Origin of the sequence: Streptomonospora nanhaiensis, from assembly GCF_013410565.1 — a bacterium.
Classification (GTDB): domain Bacteria; phylum Actinomycetota; class Actinomycetes; order Streptosporangiales; family Streptosporangiaceae; genus Streptomonospora; species Streptomonospora nanhaiensis.
The window spans coordinates 2,319,354-2,342,391 of record NZ_JACCFO010000001.1; the positions used below are offsets into that span (position 1 = coordinate 2,319,354).

Sequence of the window (23,038 nt, forward strand, 5' to 3'; positions counted from 1 at the left end):
CGGCCGCGCGGGGACTCCGCGCGGCCTGGGTCGTCTCAGATGGTGAGACCTGGGGAAACGGTCAGTGAGACAAGACTAGCGCCCCGCCGGGCCGCCGTTGTCGCGGCGGTCGAGAGCGACCTGGACGGCCTCGGTGGCCTCGTCGGCGGTGTCGGGAGCGGTGGTGGTGTCGTACACGGTGTCCTCCTCGCCTCGCGGGCACGCGCGCAGCCGAAGGGCGCCGCCGGACGGCGGGCGCGAGGGGCGGCGGGTCGCGCCGCGCGGGCGCCCGGACATGCCGGGGTACGCCGGTGGATGCGCTGGATGGAACGGCGCGGGGCGCCGCCGGCCCCAGGGGGCGCAGGCGGAGCACGCGCCGAACCCGGCGAGTGGTGGTGCCGGGAGGTCCGGCCGCGAGGTATGGGGCGGGCCGGGCCGTGCGGGCGGCGGTGGAGGTCCGATGCCGGTGTGGACCGGCGTGGTCACCGCGCGCCCAACTCCTAGGAACCCAGACTATCGGACGTCCGAGTATCCGGCCAGTGTCCCGCCGGGCGGACACGCGCGGCGCGGGCCCGACGCCGGCGGGGGCCGCCCGCTCGTGCGGGCGGCCCCCGGCCGCTGTCCGGCGTCCGCGCCGCGCCCCGAGGGAGCGGTCGGCGGGGCTAGTCGAGATCGACCTGGCGGGACCGCTCCGCGCGGATCTCGGTGGCGATGGACTCCAGCGTGGCCTCGGGGATCGCGGAGTCGACGGTGAGCGTGATCAGCGCGGTGCCGCCGGCGGCGTCGCGGCTGACCTGCATGCCCGCGATGTTGATCCCGGCCTCGCCCAGCAGCGCGCCGACCGTGCCGACGATGCCGGGGCGGTCGTCGTAGGACAGGAACGCCATGTGCGCGCTGATCGGGATCTCCATGCTGTAGCCGTTGATCTCGACCAGCTTCTCGGCCTGGCGGGGGCCGGTCAGCGTGCCCGAGACCGACACCCGCTGGCCGTCGGGCATCAGGCCGCGCACGGTGATGAGGTTGCGCCAGTCGGAGTGGTCGTCGCTGGTGACCAGGTTGACCTCGACGCCGCGCTCCTTGGCCAGCAGCGGGGCGTTGACGAAGGTCACGGCCTCTTCGACCACGTCGCCGAACACGCCCTTGAGGGCCGCCAGCTCGATCACCTTGACGTCGTGGGCCGCGATCTCGCCGCGGACCTCGATGTCGATGCGGTCGGCCACCCCGCGCGCCAGCGCGGTGAAGATGCGGCCCAGCTTCTCGGTGAGGGGCAGGCCCGGCTTGACGTCCTCGGCGACCGCGCCGCCCTGGACGTTGACGGCGTCGGGCACGAACTCGCCCGACAGCGCGAGCTTGACCGAGCGCGCCACCTGCGTGCCGGCCTTCTCCTGGGCCTCGGCGGTGCTGGCGCCCAGGTGCGGGGCCACGACCACGTTCTCGAACTCAAACAGCGGGCTGTCGGTGCAGGGCTCCTTGGCCCACACGTCGATGCCCGCGCCGCCGACCCGGCCCTCCTTGAGCGCGCGGTAGAGCGCGGCCTCGTCGAGGATGCCGCCGCGCGCGGCGTTGATGATGCGCACGTGCGGCTTGACCTTGGCCAGCGCCTCGTCGCCGATGAGCCCGACGGTGTCCTTGTTCTTGGGCAGGTGGATGGTGATGAAGTCGCTGCGCTCCAGCAGTTCGTCGAGGGTGACCATCTCGACGCCGATCTGCGCGGCGCGGGCCGGCTGCACGAAGGGGTCGTAGGCGATGATGTGGGTGCCGAAGGCCGAGAGCCGCTGGGCCACCAGGGCGCCGATGCGGCCCAGGCCGACGATCCCGACCGTCTTGTCGTAGATCTCGACGCCGGTGTACTTGGAGCGCTTCCACTCGCCGTTGATCAGGGCGTTGTGCGCGGGCGCGGTGTTGCGGGCCGAGGCCAGCAGGAGGTTGATGGCCTGCTCGGCGGCGCTGACGATGTTGGAGGTCGGGGCGTTGACCACGAGCACGCCGGCCTTGGTGGCCGCCTCGACGTCAACGTTGTCCAGACCCACGCCGGCCCGGGCCACCACCTTCAGCCGCGGCGCGGCGGCCAGCGCCTCGGCGTCGACCCGCGTGGCGCTGCGCACGATCAGGGCGTCGACGTCGGCGAGGGCCGGCAGCAGCTCGGCGCGGTCGGCGCCGTTGGCGTGGCGGACCTCGAAGTCGCCCTCCAGCAGGGCGAGACCGGCGGGGGAGAGTTCTTCCGCGACGAGAACGGAGGGCTTAGGCACAGCTGGTTCCTTTGACGGGTTGCGGCGTGGCCGCGCGTTCGCGGCTGGTCCTTGTCCCCACGCGCGGGGCGCGTTGGGCTGAGTTCGGGTTGTGACGGCCACGAAAAGTCTAGTGCGCCGGTGGGGATCCCACGCGGAAAGGGGTCCACCTGACCCGGGGAGAAGGCCCGTCCGCGCGGGGCCGCCCGGCCGTGCGGGTGGACGGCCGGACGGCGCGGCGGGCGGGCCGGCGCGCGCCGGCCCGCCCGCCGCAAGGCGCCTAGCCCTGCAGCCAGCTCATCAGCGGGCGCAGCTCGGCGCCCACCTTCTCGATCGGCTCGTTCTGCTCGGCCTCACGGCGCTTGAGGAAGTTCGGCCGCCCGGCGTCGAACTCGGCCACCAGCTCGCGCGCGTAGGAGCCGTCCTGGATCTCCGCCAGCACCCGGCGCATCTCCTCGCGGGTCTCCTCGGTGACGATGCGCGGACCGCGGGTGTAGCCGCCGTACTCGGCGTTGTCCGACACCGACCAGTTCATCTTTGAGATGCCGCCCTCGTACATGAGGTCGACGATCAGCTTGACCTCGTGCAGGCACTCGAAGTAGGCGACCTCGGGCTGGTAGCCGGCCTCGGTGAGGGTGGAGAACCCGGCCTTGATCAGCTCGGCCAGACCGCCGCACAGGACGGTCTGCTCGCCGAACAGGTCGGTCTCGGTCTCCTCCTTGAAGGTGGTCTTCAGCGCGCCCGCGCGGGTGCCGCCGATGCCCTTGGCGTAGGACAGCGCCAGCTCCCAGGCCGACCCGGAGGCGTCCTGCTCCACGGCGACCAGGACCGGCACGCCGCGGCCCTCCTCGAACTGGCGGCGCACCAGGTGGCCGGGGCCCTTGGGGGCGACCATGGCGACGTCGACGTTGGCCGGCGGCTGCACCAGGTCGTAGCGGATGCTGAACCCGTGGCCGAAGAACAGCGCGTCGCCGTCCTTGAGGTGGGGCGCGATCTCGTTGGCGTAGAGGTCGCGGTGGATGTGGTCGGGGACCAGCACCATGATGAGGTCGGCCTCCTGGGCGGCCTCGGCGGGGGTGACCACCCGCAGGCCCGCCTCCTCGGCCTTAGCGCGGCTGGCCGAGCCCTCGGCGAGGCCGACGCGCACGTCCACGCCGGAGTCCCGCAGCGACAGCGCGTGCGCGTGCCCCTGGCTGCCGTAACCGATCACGGCGACCTTGCGCCCCTGGATGACGCTCAGGTCGGCGGCGTCGTCGTAGTACATCTCTGCTGCCACTTCGGCTTGCTCCTTGTGTGTGGTTGGCGTGTGTGGTCGGTGCCGCCGCGCCGGGGGGCGGCGCGCGGCCGGGAGTCGGCACCGGGGTGTGCGGGTCGCGCCCGGCGGCCGGGCCTCATGGGCGCCGGCCGGGCCGGGCGGGGCTCACGCGCTGCGCTCTACCGCGCGCAGTGAGCGGTCGGTGATCGACCTGGGGCCGCGGCCCAGGGCGACGAGGCCGGACTTCACCAGTTCCTTGATGCCGAACGGTTCGAGGTTGCGCACCAGCGCGTCGAGCTTCTCGGGCCGACCGGTGGCCTCGACGACCACCACGTCGGGCCCGACGTCGACGATGTTGGCGCGGAACAGCTCGGCCGTCTGGATGACGGCGGCCCGGTTGCCGGCGTCGGCCTTGACCTTGGCCAGCAGGAGTTCCCTGCGGACCGAGGCGTCGTTGTCCATCTCGACGATCTTGATGACGTTCACGAGCTTGTTGAGCTGCTTGGTCACCTGCTCCAAAGGGTGGCGGTCGCAGTTGACCACGATCGTCATGCGGGACAGGCCCTCGTACTCGGTGGTGCTGACGCTGAGCGAGTGGATGTTGAACCCGCGCCGCGAGAACAGCGCCGATGTCCGGGCGAGGATACCGGGGGTGTCTTCCACGAGGACCGACAGGGTGTGCTGGGTCATGGGGATTCTCGCTCTTCCACTCAGTCCTCGTCGTCCCAGTCGGGCGCCATGTCGCGCGCGTACTGGATGTTGTCGTTGCTGATGCCGGGGCCGACCATGGGCCAGACCATGGCGTCCTGGTGGACGGTGAAGTCGACCACGACCGGCGCGTCGTCGACCGCCATGGCCTTCTCGACGGTGGCGTCGATGTCCTCGGCGCGCTCGCAGCGCAGCCCGACACAACCGTACGCCTCGGCCAGGCGGACGAAGTCGGGGATGCGCACCTTCTTGTCGCGCGGGGCGGTCTGCAGGTCGGTGTTGGAGTAGCGGCCCTCGTAGAACAGGGTCTGCCACTGGCGGACCATGCCGAGGTTGCCGTTGTTGACGATGGCGACCTTGATGGGGATGCCCTCGATCGCGCAGGTGGCGAGCTCCTGGTTGGTCATCTGGAAGCAGCCGTCGCCGTCGATGGACCACACCGTGCGCTCGGGCGCGCCGACCTTGGCGCCCAGCGCGGCGGGCACCGAGAACCCCATGGTGCCCAGGCCGCCGGAGTTGATGAAGGAGCCCGGCTTCTCGTGGCCGATGAACTGGGCGGCCCACATCTGGTGCTGGCCGACGCCGGCGACGTAGTGGGCGTCGGGGCCGACGATCTCGCCCAGGCGGCGGATGACGTGCTGGGGCGAGAGCGTGCCGTCGTCGGGGTCCTCATACCCCAGCGGGTAGACCTCGCGCAGCCGGTCCAGCTGGGCCCACCAGGCGGCGTAGTCGCCCTGGCGGCCGGCGGCCTGGTCGTTGCGGACGGCCACGACGAGGTCGGCGATGACCTCGCGGCAGTCGCCGACGATGGGGACGTCGGCGTGCCGGTTCTTGGAGATCTCGGCGGGGTCGATGTCGGCGTGGACGATCTTGGCGCCGGGGGCGAAGCTGTCGAGCTTGCCGGTGACCCGGTCGTCGAAGCGGGCGCCCAGGGCGACGATGAGGTCGGCCTTCTGCAGCGCGCCCACGGCGGCCACACTGCCGTGCATGCCGGGCATGCCCAGGTGCTGGGGGTGGCTGTCGGGGAAGACGCCGCGGGCCATCAGGGTGGTGACCACGGGCAGGCCGGTCAGCTCGGCCAGGACCCGCAGCTCCTGGGCGGCGCCGGCGCGCAGGACGCCGCCGCCGACGTAGAGGACGGGCCGGCGGGACTCGGCGATCATCCGGGCGGCCTCGCGCACCTGCTTGCCGTGCGGCTTGGTGACCGGGCGGTAGCCGGGCATGTCCAGGCGCTGGGGCCACTCGAAGTCGACGGCGGCCTGGAGCGCGTCCTTGGCGATGTCGACGAGGACGGGTCCGGGGCGGCCGGAGGAGGCGATGTGGAAGGCCTCGGCGATGGTCCGCGGGATGTCCTCGGCGCGCTTGACGAGGTAGTTGTGCTTGGTGATGGGCATCGTTATGCCGCAGATGTCGGCTTCCTGGAAGCCGTCGGTGCCGATGAGGGGCGTGGCGACCTGGCCGGTGATGGCGACCAGGGGCACCGAGTCCATGTGGGCGTCGGCGATGGGGGTCACCAGGTTGGTGGCGCCGGGGCCGCTGGTGGCCATGCAGACGCCGGGGCGCCCGGTGGCGTAGGCGTAGCCTTCGGCCGCGTGGCCCGCTCCCTGCTCGTGCCGCATGAGGATGTGCCGCACGTTCACCGAGTCGTAGAGGGGGTCGTAGGCGGGCAGGATCGCCCCGCCGGGGATCCCGAACACCACGTCGACACCGGCATGCTCCAGTGACCTGATGAGCGATTGGGCTCCGGTCATCTGCTCGGTCATCACAAGATCCTTCGGAGGGCTCGTCGTCGGGTGTGCCTGGCAACTGCGCTTGGCAACAAAAAACCCCCCACCGCGGGTGCGGTTGGAGGGAGCGCGCAGCACGGATGCTTGGTCAGCTGGCTGCGCGCCGACCAAGTACGAGAATGAGGAAGTTGCTCTGCACGGAACCAACGATGACCGAGGCGCGGGCGGCGCGTCAACCGAAACGGCGGTTTGTCTCATATAGCGAGACGAAAAGTTCAGAATGCGATTGCGACCCAGGTCACAGAAGCGCGCCGATGGCCGCGCCGGAACGGCCGCCACACTGGGAAACCCGCAGGTGACAGCGTGTGCGGGGCGCCGGGCGCACCGCCGCGGGCACCGCGCGGCGGCGCCCCGGGGCCGCACGGCCCCGAAGACGCCTCCGGCACGGCGGGCCGGCGCCCGGCCGCCTACAGCGGGATCCCCAGTTCGCCGCCGACGAGCGCCTCGACGCCCTCGGCGACCATCGGCCTGGCCACCAGGAAGCCCTGGCCGTAGCCGCAGCCCATGGAGCGCAGCTGCTCCAGCTGCGCGGTGTGCTCGATGCCCTCGGCCACCACCTGGACCCCCAGGTCCTGGCCGAGCCGGATGATGGTGTGGGTCAGCAGGGTCACGGTGCCGTCGGAGCCGAGGTCGCGGATGAACGACGGGTCGATCTTGATGGTGTCGACCCGCAGCTCCCGCAGGTGCGCCAGCGACGCGTAGTCCATGCCGAAGTCGTCGATGGCCAGCCGCACGCCCAGGCGGCGCAGCTGGGCCAGGCGCTCCACGGCCTCGCCCTGGTCCTCCAGCAGGACCTCCTCGTCGACCTCCATGGTCAGCACCTCGGCGGGCAGGCCGCTGTCGGCGAGCACACCGGCCACGGTCTCGACGAACCGGGGGGCCAGGATCTGCTTGACCGACAGGTTCACCGACAGTGCGATGTCCCAGTCCGAGGCCCGCCACAGCGCGACCTTCTCGCACGCCTCGCGCAGGATCCACTCCCCCAGCGGGATGATCAGCCCGGACTCCTCGGCGGCGCCGATGAACCCCTCGGGCATCACCCGGGTGTCGCCGTGCTCCCAGCGCACCAGCGCCTCCACAGCGGTGACCTGCGAGCTCTGCAGGTCGACCACCGGCTGGTACTCCAGCAGGAACTCGCCGCCGGCCAGGGCCTGGCGCAGCTGGGTCTGCAGCTCCAGCCGGCCCACCACCATGGCGTGCATGTGGGCGGCGTAGATCTCCATCCGCCCGCCGCCGCCGGACTCCTTGGCCCGCGCCATGGCCATGTCGGCGTTGCGCAGCAGCTCGCCGGCGTCCATGCCCTGCTCGGCGAAGGCCACGCCCACGCTGGCCGAGAGCACGACCTCGCGGTCGGCCACCTGGAAGGGCTCGGCGCTGATGACGCGGGCCAGCCGCTCGGCGAGGTCCACGATCCGCTGGGCGTGCGCGCTGTCCTCGATGAGGACGGCGAACTCGTCGCTGCCCCAGCGGGCCAGGGTGACCCCGGAGTCGGTGGTGGCGCGCAGCCGCCGGCCCGCCTGGGCCAGCAGGTAGTCGCCGAAGGTGTGCCCGGCGGAGTCGTTGACGGCGGTGAAGCCGTCCAGGTCCAGGAAGATCGCGGCGACCTCGGCGGTGGCGCCGGAGTCGAGCAGCCGCTGCCGGCGCGCCAGCACCTCGCGGGCACGCTCCTCCAGGTAGGCGCGGTTGGGCAGGCCGGTGATGCCGTCGTGGAAGGTCAGGTGGTTGACCTGGTCCTCCAGCGCCACCTGGGCGCTGATGTCGCGCGTGGTGACCAGCAGGCGGTCGGGCTCGCCCGGCTGCTCGTACAGCGAGGCGGTGGACTCGGTGTGGCGCCAGGTGCCGTCGCCGGCGCGCACGCGCACCCGCAGGTGGATGCCCTCGCTGCCGCCGCCGGTGAACGCCGACACCGCGGCGCTCACCCGCGGGAGGTCCTCGGGGTGCACGATCGCCGTGACGGGCTCGCTGATCAGGTCGTCGAGCCGGTAGCCGAACGCCTCGGCGGCGCCGGGGCTGACGTAGAATACGCGGCCGTCGAAGTCGAGGATGAGGATGACGTCGCCGCTGTTGCGGGCCAGTTCGTGGAAGTGCTGCTCGCGGGTGTGCACCATGCGCGAGAGCGTGGCGTTCTCCTCCAGCAGGCCGCTGACGCGCACCAGCAGCACGATGACCGCCGAACCGGCCGCCAGCGGCAGCACCGGGGCCACGCCGTCGACCCGAAGCCCGCCGATGGTCAGCACCACCGCCGCGGCGAAGAGCGCGCCGCAGGCGGCGATCTCGGGGGCGAAGCGGTACAGCCCGCGCCCGGTGATGCGGCGCGGGCGGGCGCCGGCGCGGTCGCGGATGAGCCAGGGCAGGCTGGCCAGCAGCGCGAACCCCAGCAGCCGCACCGGGTACTCGATGCCGCCGGCCGGGAGCACGCCGGTGAGCCGGGTGACGGCACCGATCAGGTCGGCGCCGCAGATGATGACGAACGCGCCGATGGCCAGCAGCACCGCGCGCCGGGTGCTGTGCGGCGAGGTGAACACCAGGGGCGCCAGCAGGCACAGCACCGCGATGTCGGCCACCGGGTAGACCAGCGCGAAGGCCAGGAACTCCGCGCCCTCGCCGAGTTCGCTGTAGAGCGGCGCGAACAGCAGCAGCCACACGATCGAGAACAGGGCGGCCGCGCCCACGTAGCTGTCGGTGACGTGCCGGATCCCCGGGCGCAGCCCGCTGGGCAGCGGCGCGAACCGGGTGAAGCCCAGCACGAACAGCGGCAGGGCCACCAGCGAGAACAGGTCGCCGAAGGTGAGCGAGACCGCGGCGTTGGTGGTGAGCAGGCCGGTGACGGCGTAGACGAACGCGCCCGCGCTCCAGGCCGCCGCCGCCAGGCCGAGGAAGCGCAGCGCGGCGGCGCCGTCGGCGCCCTCGGCGTTGGCCTCGTTGTCGGCGGTGGTGGCGGCGCGCCGGCGGGCGGCGTAGAGCAGGGAGGCGGCGGCCGCGGCGGCGGCGAAGGCCGGCGGCCAGGAGCCGAGCCAGGCGGTGAGCGAACCGGCGCGGAAGTCGACCAGTGTCCCCAGCGCGTAGACCACCGCGAAGGCGACGACGCCCCCGAGCCAGATGCGGGAATCGTGCTTCATCGCCACCCTCCGGGACGCGGGTTGGCCGGGCGGGCGGCGCGTACCGCCGCGGCGACCGTGATCATCGATGGTTGGGCGCGACCGCTCCGGCGCTGGCCGGAGTTGCGGCACCCGCCTCCTTCCGGGATGTGTGCCCGGCGGGGCCCGGTGCGGTTTCAGCGAGCCGGGTCCGCACCGAGGGCGGTGCTGGGTGAGGTGGCCGGTGCCGGGCGGCCGGGCGCGGCGGCGCGGGCGGGCCGGCGGCACGGGCCGGTGCGGCGGGTCCGCGGCGCCGGTCCGGGCGGCGGGGTGTCGGGGGCCGTCCGCGGGCCGGCCGTCGTGGTGGCGGGCGTTGCGGTCATGGGGCGGCTCCTCCTCCCGCGCGGCGGGCGCGACGGTCTGGTCCGGCTCCGGGGCCGGGCCGCTTCGGCGGGGCCAGGCGCCCAGGGCACCGGGAGGCGCGTGCGTGTGTCCGGCTGTTCGGCGCCGGGCGTGGGACCGGCCCCCGAGGTGCCGCAGAGGCGGCGGCTCCCGGACCGGGGCGTGGCCGCCGGATCGTCGTAGGCATGTCACCGGTTCCGCGTGATCAAGGCTAGTCAGCCAATGTCACGCGGAGATAGAGATGCAGCAGAGACACGGCGACGATGTGGTCACCCTGCGTGCCCTTCGCCGAATCCCAGCCGCTGACCAGGTCGTTCGCCACTGCCATGCTGCCCCCTCCTCGGCCGAGCGGCACCGCTCGACTTCGTCACGCCGTGCGCGGCGCACCGGCCGCCCGGTCCCGCCCCGGCGCGCGCCCCTCCCGGCGCGGCCCCCGCCGAACCCGGCTCCGGGCCGGCCCCGCGGCGCGTCGGGGCCCGCCCGCCCGGACGTCGGCGGCCGCGTGCGGGGCGGGTGCGGCGGTGCGGCACCACCTCCCGCCGCTGTTCTCGGACACACCCGCGGCCGTCCCCAGGACGGCCGCACCGGCGCGCGCCGCCCGGCCCGCGACCGCCCCGGCCACGCCCCGCTTGGGTTTCGGCCGGGGCCGTTCGGCCCGGTCGGCGGATTTCGGTCGGCCGCCGGCACCGCGTGCGCGGCACGGCCGCCGTGGCCGCCGCCGCACACCGGGTGCCCGCACCCATGGTGCCCGAGCCCGCCGACATTTCCGGGACCCGGCGCGGCGGGCCGGAAACGCGGACCCCGCCGCGCGGGTCACTGGGCGCCGAGGCGCTCCAGGATCAGCGCGCGGGCGCGGCCGGCGTCGGCCTGGCCCTTGGTGGCCCGCATGACGGCGCCCACCAGGGCGCCCGCGGCGGCCACCTTCCCGTTGCGGACCTTGTCGGCGGCGTCGGGGTCGTTGGCGATGGCCTCGTCCACGGCGGCGCCCAGCGCGGAGTCGTCGCTGACGACCTTCAGGCCGCGGGCCTCGACCACGGCGTCGGGGTCGCCCTCGCCGTTGAGCACGCCCTCGACCACCTGGCGGGCCAGCTTGTTGGTCAGCGCGCCCTCGGCCACGAGGGCGGCCACGCGGGCCACCTGCTCGGGCGTGATGGGCAGGTCGGCCAGTTCGACCTCGGTCTCGGTGGCGCGGCGCGACAGCTCGTTGAGCCACCACTTGCGGGCGTCGGCCGGCGGCGCGCCGGCCTCGACGGTGGCGGCGACCAGGTCGACGGCGTCGGCGTTGATCAGGTCGCGCAGCTCCTCGTCGGAGAGCGACCACTCGGCCTTGATGCGGGCGCGCTTGGCGGCGGGCAGTTCGGGCAGGGTGGCGCGCAGCTCCTCGACCCACTCGGCGCTGGGGGCGACCGGCACCAGGTCGGGGTCGGGGAAGTAGCGGTAGTCCTGCGCCTCCTCCTTGCTGCGGCCCGACACCGAGGTGCCGGTGTTCTCCTGGAAGTGGCGGGTCTCCTGCACCACGCGCTGCCCGGCGTTGAGGACGCCGGCCTGCCGCTCGATCTCCGAGCGCACGGCGCGCTCGACGGAGCGCAGGGAGTTGACGTTCTTGGTCTCGCTGCGGGTGCCCCACTCGTCGGCGCCGCGCGGCATCAGCGAGACGTTGACGTCGCAGCGCAGCGAGCCCTGCTCCATGCGGACGTCGGAGATGCCCAGGGAGCGCACGAGGTCGCGCAGCTCGGCGACGTAGGCGCGGGCCACCTGCGGGGCCAGCTCGCCGGTGTGCTCGATGGGCTTGGTGACGATCTCCAGCAGCGGGATGCCGGCGCGGTTGTAGTCGACGATGGAGTACTCGGCGCCGTGGATGCGGCCGGTGGCCCCGCCCACGTGGGCGGTCTTGCCGGTGTCCTCCTCCATGTGCACGCGCTCGATCTCGACCCGGAACTCGCGCGGGCCCTCGGGCGTGTCGACGGTGACGTCGAGGTAGCCGTCGGAGCACAGCGGCTCGTCGTACTGGGAGATCTGGTAGTTCTTCGGCATGTCGGGGTAGAAGTAGTTCTTCCGCGCGAAGCGGCACCACGACGCCACCGAGCAGTTCAGCGCCAGCCCCAGCCGGATCGCGCTCTCCACCGCCGTGCCGTTGACCACCGGCAGCGAGCCGGGCAGCGCCAGGCACACGGGGCAGACCTGGGTGTTGGGCGGAGCGCCGAACGCCGTGGCGCAGGAGCAGAACATCTTGGAGGCGGTGCCCAGTTCGACGTGCGTCTCCAGCCCGAGCACCGGCTCATAGGAGCGCATGGCGTCGTCGAAGGCCACGGGGGCCGGACCAACACCGCTCGTGGCAGGGCCATTCGTTACCGCGCCAACCATCGCCGCACAACCCGTTTCCGTATCCGAGGAGGACCGCCGGTGCGCCCCGGCGGGATCGTCCGAAAAGACCGCGCCCGCGGTTCACGCGAGGCGGGGGCCGGGCGCACGGCCCCGACCGCCGATCGGCAGGTCGCGGCCTACCCTCCGAGCCTACCGATGTCGGGCGCGCGCCGGGGACGTCCGGCCGCGGGCGGCGGCCGCCCCGGCCGGGCGGTCACGGGGGATACGCGCCATGTCACGGCATGCGCACGATTCGACGTCGGCTCGGGCGGCGCGGCCCGCCGCCGGGGCCCGCCGAGGTTACGCTGAAGGCCGTCCGAGCAGGCCGGTTCCCGGTCCGCCCTTGACCCCCGATCCGTCCCGCGCCTTTCCGGGGGGAGTGTGCCTTCAGCCATGTTCCGCACCCTGCGGCGGGCCGCCGCCGCGGCCGCCGCGGCCCTTGCCGTGGCCGTCGGGGCGGGTGCCCCGGCCGCCGCCGACGACATCTCGCGGGTCGCCCCCGACTCCACCCCCGGCGCCACCGTGCTGCTGGCAGGCGGCGAGGCCGCCGAGACCACGCTGTACCGGCTGGCGGTGGGCGAGGGCGCCGAGGTGGCCGCCTACTGCGCCGACGTCAGCACGAGCGTGCGGCCCGAGGCCGCCTACGTCGAGGCGGCCTGGGACGACCCCGCGGCCCCGGCCGGCGCCGGCGACGCCGCCGGCGCGGTGGGCTGGATCGCCGAGCACTCCTATCCCCATGTGGGCCTGGAGCGGCTGCGCGCCGAGAGCGGCGCGCGGGCGCTGACCGAGGCGCAGGCCATCGCCGGAACCCAGGCCGCGATCTGGCACTTCACCAACGGGCTGGAGTTGGGCCGGGGCGGGCGCGGCAACGGCGGCGCGAACGGCAACGGGAACGGCGGGAACGCCGGTCCGGTCGTGCGGCTCTACGAGCACCTGGTGGCCGGCGCCGAGGAGACCGCGCGGCCCGCCCCCGAGCCCGGCCTGCGGGTCACCCCCGCGCGGGTGGAGAGCGCCGACCCCGCCGAGCCCATCGGACCGCTGACCGTGCACACCTCGGCGCTGGGCCCGGTGTCGGTGTGGGTGCGCGGCGCCCCCGAGGGGCGGCTGACCGACGCCGACGGCACCGAGGTGGCGCGGCTGGGCGACGGCGACCGATTCTTCCTGCGGCTGCCGGAGACGGCGGGCGCGGGCGTGGCCACGGTGTACGCGGGGGTGTCCGACGCCGTGGTGGCGCCGGGCCGGCTGTTCGTGGGCCGCTACGGAGTGAGCACGCAGCCGCTGGTTGCGGCCGGCAGCGCGATGGCGGGGGCGACGGCGTCGGTGAAGGTCGACTGGGCGCCCCCGGAGCCCGAGGCGCCGGACGCGCCGGCCTCCCCCGCGCCCGAGGCGGACCCGGCCCCGTCCTCGGCACCCCCCTCCACGGCGCCCGCGCAGGCCGCGCCCTCACCGTCGGACTCCGAGACGCCGATGGTGGTCGCCGAGGACCGCCGGCCGCGGGAGCGGCTGGCCCACACCGGGACGTGGCTGGGGACGATCGTGATCGTGGGGCTGGCTTTGGTGGCGGTGGGCGCGACAGCGCTCTACCTGGGGCGGCGCCGCCGCGACCTGTGATCCGCGCCGCCGTGGAGGGGCGGTGTGCCACCCGGTGTCCGCCCGGGCCGGGCGGCGCGGGAGGCCCCGAATTCCCCTTCGGCCCGCCACTGAAACCGGTGCGGCGTGAATTTGGGCCTGTCATCGGCCGTACCGCCGTTCTCCGCGCCCCTGGCGTCGACACACTGCGCGCCGTAACGGACAGCGTTCACTCCGTTCCGGATAACGGACAGTACAGAACAGATTCGTGTGAATTTGGCGAAGCAGGTTGGAAGCCCGGAATTGGGTCGCTAGTATCTGGCGGTGCGGTCGTTGAGCACTCGCCGACGCGGCCCCCCGCTACCGTCATCGGCGATCCGTGCACCACGCCCCCAAGGCGTCAGATTCACTTTCGGCCGAACACCGCACCAGAAACCGCGTCCCTGGACGCACGGCCCCCTGGTCGGCCGATGGCTGTTTCATCCCGTGAACTGGGAAAACAGCAATGTCCGGTTTCCCCTAATTGCACCGGGACTCGATTTGACCATAACGATTCACCCCCACTCTGCCCCGCGCCGCACCGGTGTGATCACCAAGGTCGCGGCCACCGCCGCTGCCGCGGCCCTGGCTTTCGGCGTCTCGACCATGCCCGCCTACGCGGAGGGTGCGATCGGGCACTACAAGGGCGGCGGCGAGCAGGGCCTCAAGGTCAACACCACCGACGGCAGCGTCAGCACGACCCTGTTCGACCTGGTGCTCGAAGACGGCACGGTCCTCAAGACCTACTGCATCGACTTCGAGACCAACATCCGCAAGGCGGAGTACCAGGAGGACGACTGGGAGACCTACCCCGGCCAGGGCGAGTTCGCCGAGCCGGCCAAGGTCCACTGGATCCTGCAGAACTCCTACCCCCAGGTCGACGTCGCGACGCTCGCCGAGCAGAGCGGCGTGGCCGGGCTGCAGAAGCAGCAGGCCCTGGCCGGTACCCAGGCCGCCATCTGGCACTTCAGCAACGGCATCGACCTGAAGGACGACAACGACGCCAACGTCAAGGCGCTCTACGACTACCTGGTCGAGAACGCCAAGGACGAGCCCTCGACCTCCGAGCCGAACATCTCGCTGAACATCGCCCCGGCCTCCGCCGAGGGCACCGCCGGCGAGACCATCGGCGAGTTCACCGTCGAGACCACCGCCGACGCCGTCCCGCTGACCCTTGAGGGCCCCGAGGGCGTCGAACTGGTCGACCTGGAGACCGGCGAGCCGGTCGAGAGCGTCGCCAACGGCGGCAAGTTCGGTGTCGCGGTACCCGAGGGCACCGAGCCCGGCTCCGCCACGGTCACCGCGTCGGTCTCCACCACGGTGCACGCCGGCCGCCTGTTCCGCGGCACCGGCGACACCCCGACCCAGACCCTGATCACCGCCGAGAAGGGCGAGGTCAGCGTCGAGAGCGGTGTCACCGTCAACTGGACCGAGGGCACCCAGCCCAGCCCGAGCCCCTCGCCCAGCGAGACCCCCAGCCCGAGCCCGAGCGACAGCCCGAGCCCCTCGCCCAGCGAGACCCCCAGCCCCTCCCCCAGCGAGACCCCTGACGACCAGGCTCCGCCGGAGGACGAGGACGAGGGCGGTCTGCCCGTGACCGGTGCCGCCATCGGCGGTCTGGTCGCCGCGGCCGTCGCCGCTCTGGGCACCGGTGGTGCGGCCATGTACCTGAGCCGCAAGCGCCGCAGCTCCGCCGCCGACTCCGCCGAGTAGGTCTCCTCGGCTGAGTAGTCCCGAGCCTTCGGGACCGGACAGCGGGTGAGGGCCCGCCGCCGCACCACGCGGCGGCGGGCCCTCTGCTTTCGCGGGCCCCCGTTGAAGGGCGCGCACACGGCAACGGGCGCCCGGCCCCCCGGTTGGAGGGGCCGGGCGCCCGTTCCTCGTGCGCGCGGCGCGGTCGGCGGGCCGGCCGCTAGACCGCGAAGGCGCTGCCCGCCAGCAGCGGGCCGCCGCGGCGGTCGGTCAGCGCCGCCTCGACGGCCGCCGCCACGCGGTAGGTGCGGTCGTCGGCCAGCGCCGGCGCCATGATCTGCAGGCCCACCGGCAGGTTGTCCTCGTCGGCCAGGCCGCAGGGCACCGACAGCGCGGGGGTGCCCGCCAGGTTGGCCGGGATGGTGCACAGGTCGGCCAGGTACATCGCCATCGGGTCGCCGGTGCGCTCGCCCAGCGGGAACGCCGTTGTGGGCGTGGTCGGCGAGACGAGCACGTCGACGTTCTCGAAGGCGGCGTCGAAGTCGCGCTTGATCAGCGTGCGCACCTGCTGGGCCGAGCCGTAGTAGGCGTCGTAGTAGCCGCTGGACAGCGCGTAGGTGCCCAGGATGATCCGCCGCTTGACCTCGGGGCCGAAGCCCTCGGCGCGGGTCAGCGACATGACCTCCTCGGCGCTGCGGGTGCCGTCGTCGCCCACGCGCAGGCCGTAGCGCATCGCGTCGAAGCGGGCGAGGTTGGAGGAGCACTCGCTGGGCGCGATGAGGTAGTAGGCGGCCAGCGCGGCGTCGAAGCTGGGGCAGGAGACCTCGACGACCTTGGCGCCCAGCGACTCCAGCAGCTCCACCGCCTCGGTGAACCGGCGCAGCACGCCGGGCTGGTAGCCCTCGCCGCCCAGCTCCTTGACGACGCCGACGCGCAGGCCCTCGACGTCGGCGCGCCGGGCCGCCTCGACCACCGGCGGCACGGGCGCGTCGACCGAGGTGGAGTCGCGGGGGTCGTGGCCGGAGAACGCCTCGTGCATCAGCGCGGCGTCGAGCACGGTGCGGGCCATCGGGCCGGGGGTGTCCAGTGAGGACGCGAAGGCGATCACGCCGTAGCGGGAGGACCCGCCGTAGGTCGGCTTGGCGCCCACCAGGCCGCACACCGCCGCCGGCTGGCGGATGGACCCGCCGGTGTCGGTGCCGGTGGCCAGCGGGGCCTCGAAGGCGGCGACGGCCGCCGAGGAGCCGCCGGAGGACCCGCCGGGGATGCGGCCGAGGTCCCACGGGTTGCGGGTGACGCCGTAGGCGGAGTTCTCCGTGGAGGAGCCCATGGCGAACTCGTCCATGTTGGTCTTGCCCAGCACCACCATCCCGGCCCCGCGCAGCCGCGCGGTGACGGTGGCGTCGTAGGGCGGGCGCCAGCCCTCCAGGATCCTGGAAGCCGCGGTGGTGGGCATGTCGGCGGTGGTGAAGACGTCCTTGTGCGCCACGGGCACGCCCGCGAGCGGACCGGGGTCCTCGCCGGCGGCCAGCCGGGCGTCGACCGCGCGGGCCTGCTCCAGGGTGGTCTCGCGGTCGACGTGCAGGAAGGCGTTGACCTGGCCGTCGACCTCGGCGATCCGGTCGAGGTAGGCGCCGGCGGCCTCTTCGGCGGAGGTCTGGCCGGAGCGGACGGCCGCGCCGAGTTCGGCCGCGCTCATCCGCACGAGCTCGCTGGCGGTCACTCTTCCTCCCCCAGGATCTGCGGCACGCGGAAGCGCTGGTCCTCCACCGCGGGCGCGCCCGCCAGCGCCTGGTCGGGGGTGAGCCCCTGGTGCGTCTCGTCGGGGCGGTAGACGTTGGTCAGCGGAAGGGCGTGCGAGGTGGGCGGGATGTCGCCCTTGGCGACCTCCTGCACCTTGGCCACAGCCGAGATGATCTCGTCGAGCTGGGCGGCGAGCTGGTCCAGCTCGTCCTCGTGCAGCGCCAGCCGCGACAACCGGGCGAGGTGCGCGACCTCATCGCGGGTGATGGCGGACATGAATGGCAACCGTTTCTTCGGCGGAATCGGACGTGCCCGCCCCGCCGAGGCGCCCGCCGCGTGCGGCGGTGCCGCGCGTGCGGCGGCTCGGCGGATTCGGACAGCTCAATCCTATTGCCGCGCGGACGGCGGCTGGGGCGCGCGGCCGGGCGGGCCCTAGAGCGTGCGGCTGTGCTCGGTGGGCTCGCCGGAGGCCCCGCCCAGGGCGCTGTAGGGGCCGCCGTGCTCGGCGAGCCAGGGGGCGACCTGGTGGGCCTCCAGGGGCGAGGCGAAGTGGCGGCCCTGCGCGGCGTAGCAGCCCATGGCGCGCATGTCCTCGGCCACCCGCTCGGACTCCACGCCCTCGGCCACGGCGCGCATGCCCAGGGTGCCCACGAGGTCGACGGCCGAGCGCACGATCAGGTGGCCGTCGGGGTCGGCGAGGCTGCGCCGCACGAACGACTCGTCGATCTTGATCTCCTCGACGGGCAGGCCGCCCAGCCGGGCCAGGGTGAAGTAGCCGGTGCCGAAGTCGTCCAGGGCCAGGGCGATCCCGAGGTCGGCCAGGGCCAGGATGGTGGGGGTGACCGCGTCGGCCTCGGCCACCATGACCCGCTCGCTGATGTCCAGGCGGATGGCCTGGGGCGCCACCCCGTGGCGGCGCAGCGCGGCGGCCACGATGTCGGGCAAGGTGGGGTCGAGGAGTTCGCGGGCCGAGAGGTTCACGGCCACGGGCAGCTCGATGCCCTGGGCCCACCAGCGCGCGACCTGCGGCAGGGTGCGCTCCAGCACCTCGTGGGTGAAGCTGCGCATCAGGTAGGACTGCTCCACCAGCGGCACGAAGTCCTCGGGGGGCAGCACGCCGCGCTGGGGGTGGCGCCAGCGCACCAGCGCCTCAAGGCCCACGGTGCGGTGGTCGGCCAGGCGGACCTTGGGCTGGTAGAACATCTCCAGCTCGTCCTCGACCAGGGCGCGGCGCAGCTCGCCGAACAGGCTGAGCCGGGCGGTGGAGTTGCGGTCCTTGTGCTGCTCGTACAGCTCCACGCCGGTGCGGTGCTCCTTGGCGACGTACATGGCGACGTCGGCGCGCTGCATGAGGAGTTCGAAGTCGGGGGCGTGGTTGGGGTAGAGGGCGATGCCCACGCTGGCCTCCAGGTCGAAGTCCATGCCGTCCAGGCGCATGGGCTCGGCCAGGGACACCCGCAGCCGGGTGGCGACCTCGCGGGCCGAGGCGGGGTCGCGGACCTGGGGCAGCAGCACGGCGAACTCGTCGCCGCCCAGGCGGGCCACGAGGTCGCCGGGGCGCACGCTGTGGGTGAGGCGGCGGGCCACGGTCTGCAGGAGGCGGTCGCCGGTGGGGTGGCCCAGGGTGTCGTTGACCTCCTTGAACCGGTCGAGGTCGAGCAGGAGCAGGCCCACGCGGTGCTTGCGCAGCTGGGCCTCGCTGAGCGCCTCCTGGGTGCGCAGGATGAGCAGCTTGCGGTTGGCCAGGCCGGTCAGCTCGTCGTGGTTGGCCTGGTGCTCGCGCTTCATCGACAGGGTGGCGCTGGTGTAGAGCGCGGCAAGGGGGAAGAAGAACAGCGGCACCAGCCAGACCTCGTGGACCATGGCCACCGACACCAGCGGGGCCAGGCTGAGCAGCACCCCGTGGACGAACAGCCGCTGGCCGAGGTCCTTGCGCAGCACCGCGCCCAGGGGGGCGCGCTCGTGCATGGCGACCGCGGACTCCACCAGCACGAGGTTGCACACGTAGTAGACGGCCCCGGCGGCGGCGACCGCGGCGAGGTCGGGGCCCTTGGCCACCCAGGGGTGGACCGCGCTGCCGGGGGCGACCAGGCGCAGCACGGCGTCGGCCGCCCCGAAGCTGAGGGCGTACTGGGCGATGTTGAACAGCACGCGGTGGGGGGCGTGGCCGCGGGCCACGCCCGCGATGGCGGTGGCCACGGCCTGCACCAGGCCGGCCACGGGCAGGCCGAAAGACAGCAGCAGCGCGAAGGAGAACGGCAGCGAGGTGGGCGCGCCGTTGTCGGCGGCCGTGCGGGGCGAGGCGATCGGCCGGAGTTCGCCGATGACGACCATGCACAGCATGAGCCAGATCAGCGGCGAGGCGCCGAGGACCTGCAGCCGGTCCAGGCCGTAGACGAAGAGCGTGACGCCGAGGAGCGCGCCCCCGGCCACGGTGATGCCGGCGAGGTAGAGCCACAGCGGCGTCCCGACCCGGGGCCCGAGGTCCCGGGTGTTAGTGGGATCCAACATAGACGTCCTCTGGGGGTTTCAGGGTGCCCCGCCCGGTTCGGGTGACCGCCGTGAAGGGGCCGGCGCCTGCGGCAGGGCGGTCGTTGACGTTCACTGTTGCGGTCACCCCCAAGACCGGCGTGGATGGGTCCGCGCAGGCACGGACGACCGACCGACTACCGTTTCAGCTTACGACGCTTCATCACCAGGTGTCGCCGAACGGGGACTTTCGGTGAAGCGTGCATCACCTGGGTCGATCGCCCGATTCGACCTGAAATACTGCGACAGGTAGCCTAGTGATCGCGCATCGTAGACGCTACTGCCTGCGCGAACAACATTCGGTGGCACGGTCGGCGGCGCCCCGCGGAACCGCCTCTGAGCACCCCTATTCCGCGGCGAGCCGCCGCTCGGTGGCCGCTTCCGGCCCTTGCTCCAGCAGCACGCGGAACCCGTCCTCGTCCAGAATCGGCACTCCGGCCTGCACGGCCTTGTCGTACTTGGACCCGGGGTTGTCGCCCACGACCACGAAACCGGTCTTCTTCGAGACCGAGCCGGTGACCCGCCCGCCGCGCTCGGCGACGGCCTCGGTGGCCTCGTCGCGGCTGAACGACGACAGCGATCCGGTGACCACCACGGTGACGCCGTCGAGCGGGCGCGGGCCGCCGGCGCCCGCCTCCTCCATGCGCACCCCGGCCGCCCGCCACTTGCGGACGATCTCGCGGTGCCAGTCGACGGAGAACCACTCCTTGATGGAGGCGGCGATGGTGGGCCCCACGCCGTTGACCGCGGCCAACTCCTCCTCGGTGGCGGCGCCGATGGCCTCGATGGAGCGGAAGTGGCGGGCGAGGTCCTCGGCGGCGCGCGGGCCGACGTGGCGGATGGACAGCGCCACCAGCACCCGCCACAGCGGGCGCTGCTTGGCCTGCTCCAGCTCCTGCAGCAGGTTCTCGGCGGTCTTCTTGGGTTCGCCGTTCTGGTTGGCGAAGAAGGTGACGACCTTGGGTTCGCCGGTCTTGGGGTCGCGCTTGGGCTCGGAGGTGTCGGGGTCGAGGACCAGCGACTTGATCGGCAGCAGCTGGTCCATGGTGAGGTCGAAGAGGTCGCCCTCGTCGCGCAGCGGCGGGGTGGCCGGGTGCAGCGGCTGGGTCAGCGCGGTGGCGGCGACATAGCCCAGCTCCTCGATGTCGAGGGCCTTGCGGCTGGCGATGTAGAACAGCCGCTCGCGGCGCTGGCCGGGGCAGTCGCGGTGGTTGGGGCAGCGGAGGTCGACGTCGGCCTCCTTCTGCCGGCCGAGCGCGGTGCCGCACTCGGGGCAGGTCTCGGGCATGACGAACGCGCGCTCGGAGCCGTCGCGGCGCTCCACCACCGGGCCGACGATCTCGGGGATGACGTCGCCGGCCTTGCGCAGCACGACGGTGTCGCCGATGAGGACGCCCTTGCGCGCGACCTCCTGGGCGTTGTGCAGGGTGGCGAACTCGACCTCGGAGCCGGCCACGCGCACCGGCTCCATGACGCCGTAGGGGGTCACCCGGCCGGTGCGGCCGACGTTGACGCGGATGTCGACCAGCTTGGTGGTGACCTCCTCGGGCGGGTACTTGTAGGCGATGGCCCAGCGCGGGGCGCGGCTGGTGGAGCCGAGTCTGCGCTGGAGCGCGACGTCGTCGACCTTGACGACCACGCCGTCGATCTCGTAGGCGGGGTCGTGGCGGTGCTCGGCGTAGTGCCGGATGTACTCGCGGACCTTGTCGACGTCGGGGACCACGCGGTAGCGGTCGCTGACCGGCAGGCCCCAGTCGCGCAGGAGGTCGTAGACGTGGGACTGGTGGGTGAACTCCACGCCCCGGTGCGCGCCCACGCCGTGCACCAGCATGCTCAGCGGCCGGGTGGCGGTGACGCGGGGGTCCTTCTGCCGCAGCGAGCCGGCGGCGGCGTTGCGGGGGTTGGCGAAGGGCGGCTTGCCGTCGTCGGCCAGGCGGGCGTTGAGGGCCTCGAACGCCTCGCCGGGCAGGAAGACCTCGCCGCGGACCTCCAGGAGTTCGGGCGCGGGGCGGACGGACTCGTCCAGGCGCACGGGGACGGTGTCGATGGTGCGGACGTTGAGCGTGATGTCCTCGCCGACGCGGCCGTCGCCGCGCGTGGCCGCGCGGACCAGGCGGCCCTTCTCGTAGACGAGGTCGACGGCCAGGCCGTCGATCTTCAGCTCGCACAGGTAGGCGTCGACGGGGGCCTCGGACTCCACCCGGTGCACCCAGGCGTCCAGCTCCTCGGGGGCGAAGGCGTTGTCGAGGCTCTGCAGGCGCTCCAGGTGCTCCACGGCCGCGAAGTCGACGCTGATGGGCGCGCCGACCTTCTGGGACGGGGAGTCCTGGGTGACCAGGACGGGGTGGCGCTCCTCGATGCCGACCAGCTCGCGCATGAGGGTGTCGTACTCGGCGTCGGAGATGATCGGGTTGCCCATGTAGTACCGGTAGCTGTGGTCGTCCAGCTCCTGGCACAGGAACGTGTGGCGCTCGCGCACCTCGGCGGGGACCTCGTCGGCGGCTGCGGGCTGTTCAGCGCTCACCCTGGGCGTCCTTTCCAAAGTCGCTAACGCTGGCGCCGTGGTTCCTCGCGCAGCACCCGCGCCCCCTCGCGGCAGGCGCGGAGTGCGGCGCGCGCGTGGTCGGGGGCGGCCCGCCCCAGTCCGCAGGTGGGCGTGACGACCACCGCGCGGGTGAGGAGCTCGGGGGCGAAGCCGATCCGATTCCACAGCTCACGTACAGGATCGACGTTATCGGCTGGGTCCGACAGAACGCCTCCGGCACTCGGCACGACACCCGTAAAAAGACCCACGCCGTCCTCGACGGCGGCGCCGATGTGCTCGTCCTGGGCGGGGTCGAGCAGGGTGGCGTCCAGGCTCACCGCGCGGGCGCCCGAGCGGCGCAGCAGGTCCACCGGCACCCCGGCGGCGCAGCAGTGGGCCATGGGGACGGCGGCGGCGTCGGCCACCGCGGCGAAGAGGTCGCGCAGCCGCGCCTCGACGGTGACGCGGTCGGGCGCGGGCAGCCGCCGGTACCCGCTGGCGCTGGGCACGGCCCCGGTCAGCACCGCGGGCAGGGCGGGTTCGTCGACCTGGACGAGCAGCCGCGCGCCGGGCACGCGCCGCTGGACCTCGGCGATGTGGGCCGGCGCCCCCTCGGTGAGCGAGGCGGCGAGGTCGGCCGCCGCGCCGGGGTCGGCCAGCGCCTTCTCGCCCGAGCGCAGCTCGACGGAGGCGGCCAGGGTCCAGGGCCCGGCGATCTGGATCTTCAGCGGGCCGGAGTAGTCCTGGGTGTGCTCCTCCAGCGCGTCGAGGTCGCGCGAGAGGTGGCCGCGCGCCCGCTGGAGGTCGCGGCCGGGGCGCGGGGCCACCCGCCAGCCGGAGGTCCGCACCTCCAGCGGCAGGTCCACCAGCAGTCCGCCGGTGCGCCCGACCATGTCGGCGCCCACGCCGCGCTCGGGCAGCTCGGGCAGGTGCGGCAGCTCGCCCAGCTCGCCGACCACGGTGCGCACGGCCTCGTCGGGGTCGGTGCCGGGGTAGGAGCCCACGCCGGTCGCGGCGGTCGGCGGCCAGGGGTAGTCCACGTCCTTCACAGGTCACCAGGTTAGAGGGCCGCGGGCCCCGGCCCGACCGCGCGCCGCGGGGGGCGGGCGCCCGCGGGACGGACCGGCCCCCGCGGCGGGCGG

The 23,038-nt window shown here is 73.5% G+C and carries 13 protein-coding genes; 2 read left to right on the forward strand and 11 right to left on the reverse strand.

Features of this window, described 5'->3' with window-relative positions; all coding sequences use genetic code 11:
* Nucleotides 1–641: 641 nt before the first annotated feature.
* The 6 genes from serA to gatB form a co-directional block, all read right to left on the reverse strand.
* Nucleotides 642–2,228 (reverse strand): phosphoglycerate dehydrogenase, encoded by a 1,587-nt coding sequence (gene serA, locus HNR12_RS09990; RefSeq protein WP_179767229.1) that lies wholly within the window; start codon nt 2,226–2,228, stop codon nt 642–644.
* A 259-nt stretch (nt 2,229–2,487) separates the two neighbouring features.
* A complete protein-coding gene (ilvC, locus tag HNR12_RS09995; RefSeq protein ID WP_179767230.1) occupies nt 2,488–3,483 on the reverse strand; it encodes a ketol-acid reductoisomerase in 996 nt (331 codons plus the stop codon).
* 144 nt (nt 3,484–3,627) lie between these two features.
* Nucleotides 3,628–4,152: an acetolactate synthase small subunit gene (ilvN, locus tag HNR12_RS10000; protein ID WP_179767231.1), complete on the reverse strand. Its 525-nt coding sequence runs from the start codon at nt 4,150–4,152 to the stop codon at nt 3,628–3,630.
* Nucleotides 4,153–4,172: 20 nt separating this feature from the next.
* Nucleotides 4,173–6,155 carry an acetolactate synthase large subunit gene (locus tag HNR12_RS10005; RefSeq protein WP_274614041.1) on the reverse strand — a complete coding sequence of 661 codons (1,983 nt, stop codon included), beginning with the start codon at nt 6,153–6,155 and terminating at the stop codon, nt 4,173–4,175.
* Nucleotides 6,156–6,364: 209 nt separating this feature from the next.
* On the reverse strand, nt 6,365–9,076 hold the full coding sequence (locus HNR12_RS10010; RefSeq protein ID WP_179767233.1) for a putative bifunctional diguanylate cyclase/phosphodiesterase: 2,712 nt from the start codon (nt 9,074–9,076) through the stop codon (nt 6,365–6,367).
* A 1,173-nt stretch (nt 9,077–10,249) separates the two neighbouring features.
* Nucleotides 10,250–11,800 (reverse strand): Asp-tRNA(Asn)/Glu-tRNA(Gln) amidotransferase subunit GatB, encoded by a 1,551-nt coding sequence (gatB, locus tag HNR12_RS10015; protein WP_179767234.1) that lies wholly within the window; start codon nt 11,798–11,800, stop codon nt 10,250–10,252.
* 393 nt (nt 11,801–12,193) lie between these two features.
* On the opposite strand from gatB, the gene HNR12_RS10020 reads away from it, so the two are divergent.
* Complete coding sequence (locus HNR12_RS10020; protein WP_179767235.1) at nt 12,194–13,411, forward strand: thioester domain-containing protein; 1,218 nt, start codon at nt 12,194–12,196, stop codon at nt 13,409–13,411.
* Nucleotides 13,412–13,909: 498 nt separating this feature from the next.
* The gene (locus tag HNR12_RS10025) at nt 13,910–15,121 is read left to right on the forward strand and encodes a thioester domain-containing protein (protein ID WP_372454517.1); all 1,212 of its coding nucleotides are present in this window, start codon (nt 13,910–13,912) and stop codon (nt 15,119–15,121) included.
* Nucleotides 15,122–15,320: 199 nt separating this feature from the next.
* On the opposite strand, the gene gatA is transcribed toward HNR12_RS10025, so the two are convergent.
* The 5 genes from gatA to HNR12_RS10050 form a co-directional block, all read right to left on the reverse strand.
* Nucleotides 15,321–16,799, reverse strand: coding sequence for an Asp-tRNA(Asn)/Glu-tRNA(Gln) amidotransferase subunit GatA (gene gatA, locus HNR12_RS10030; protein ID WP_179770522.1), 1,479 nt, complete (start codon nt 16,797–16,799; stop codon nt 15,321–15,323).
* Between the two features lie 20 nt (nt 16,800–16,819).
* Nucleotides 16,820–17,119 (reverse strand): Asp-tRNA(Asn)/Glu-tRNA(Gln) amidotransferase subunit GatC, encoded by a 300-nt coding sequence (gene gatC, locus HNR12_RS10035; protein ID WP_179767236.1) that lies wholly within the window; start codon nt 17,117–17,119, stop codon nt 16,820–16,822.
* A 156-nt stretch (nt 17,120–17,275) separates the two neighbouring features.
* The gene (locus HNR12_RS10040; protein ID WP_179767237.1) at nt 17,276–19,354 is read right to left on the reverse strand and encodes a putative bifunctional diguanylate cyclase/phosphodiesterase; all 2,079 of its coding nucleotides are present in this window, start codon (nt 19,352–19,354) and stop codon (nt 17,276–17,278) included.
* 364 nt (nt 19,355–19,718) lie between these two features.
* Nucleotides 19,719–21,896 (reverse strand): NAD-dependent DNA ligase LigA, encoded by a 2,178-nt coding sequence (gene ligA, locus HNR12_RS10045; protein WP_179767238.1) that lies wholly within the window; start codon nt 21,894–21,896, stop codon nt 19,719–19,721.
* 23 nt (nt 21,897–21,919) lie between these two features.
* Complete coding sequence (locus HNR12_RS10050; RefSeq protein WP_179767239.1) at nt 21,920–22,945, reverse strand: methionine synthase; 1,026 nt, start codon at nt 22,943–22,945, stop codon at nt 21,920–21,922.
* Nucleotides 22,946–23,038: the final 93 nt, after the last annotated feature.

Coding starts and splice junctions, on each gene's coding strand:
- ilvN (WP_179767231.1), bottom strand. CDS start 4,152: ATGACCCAGCACACCCTGTCGGTCCTCGTGGAAGACACCCCCGGTATC.
- HNR12_RS10005 (WP_274614041.1), bottom strand. CDS start 6,155: ATGAGACAAACCGCCGTTTCGGTTGACGCGCCGCCCGCGCCTCGGTCA.
- HNR12_RS10010 (WP_179767233.1), bottom strand. CDS start 9,076: ATGAAGCACGATTCCCGCATCTGGCTCGGGGGCGTCGTCGCCTTCGCG.
- gatB (WP_179767234.1), bottom strand. CDS start 11,800: ATGGTTGGCGCGGTAACGAATGGCCCTGCCACGAGCGGTGTTGGTCCG.
- HNR12_RS10020 (WP_179767235.1), top strand. CDS start 12,194: ATGTTCCGCACCCTGCGGCGGGCCGCCGCCGCGGCCGCCGCGGCCCTT.
- gatA (WP_179770522.1), bottom strand. CDS start 16,799: ATGAGCGCGGCCGAACTCGGCGCGGCCGTCCGCTCCGGCCAGACCTCC.
- gatC (WP_179767236.1), bottom strand. CDS start 17,119: ATGTCCGCCATCACCCGCGATGAGGTCGCGCACCTCGCCCGGTTGTCG.
- HNR12_RS10040 (WP_179767237.1), bottom strand. CDS start 19,354: ATGTTGGATCCCACTAACACCCGGGACCTCGGGCCCCGGGTCGGGACG.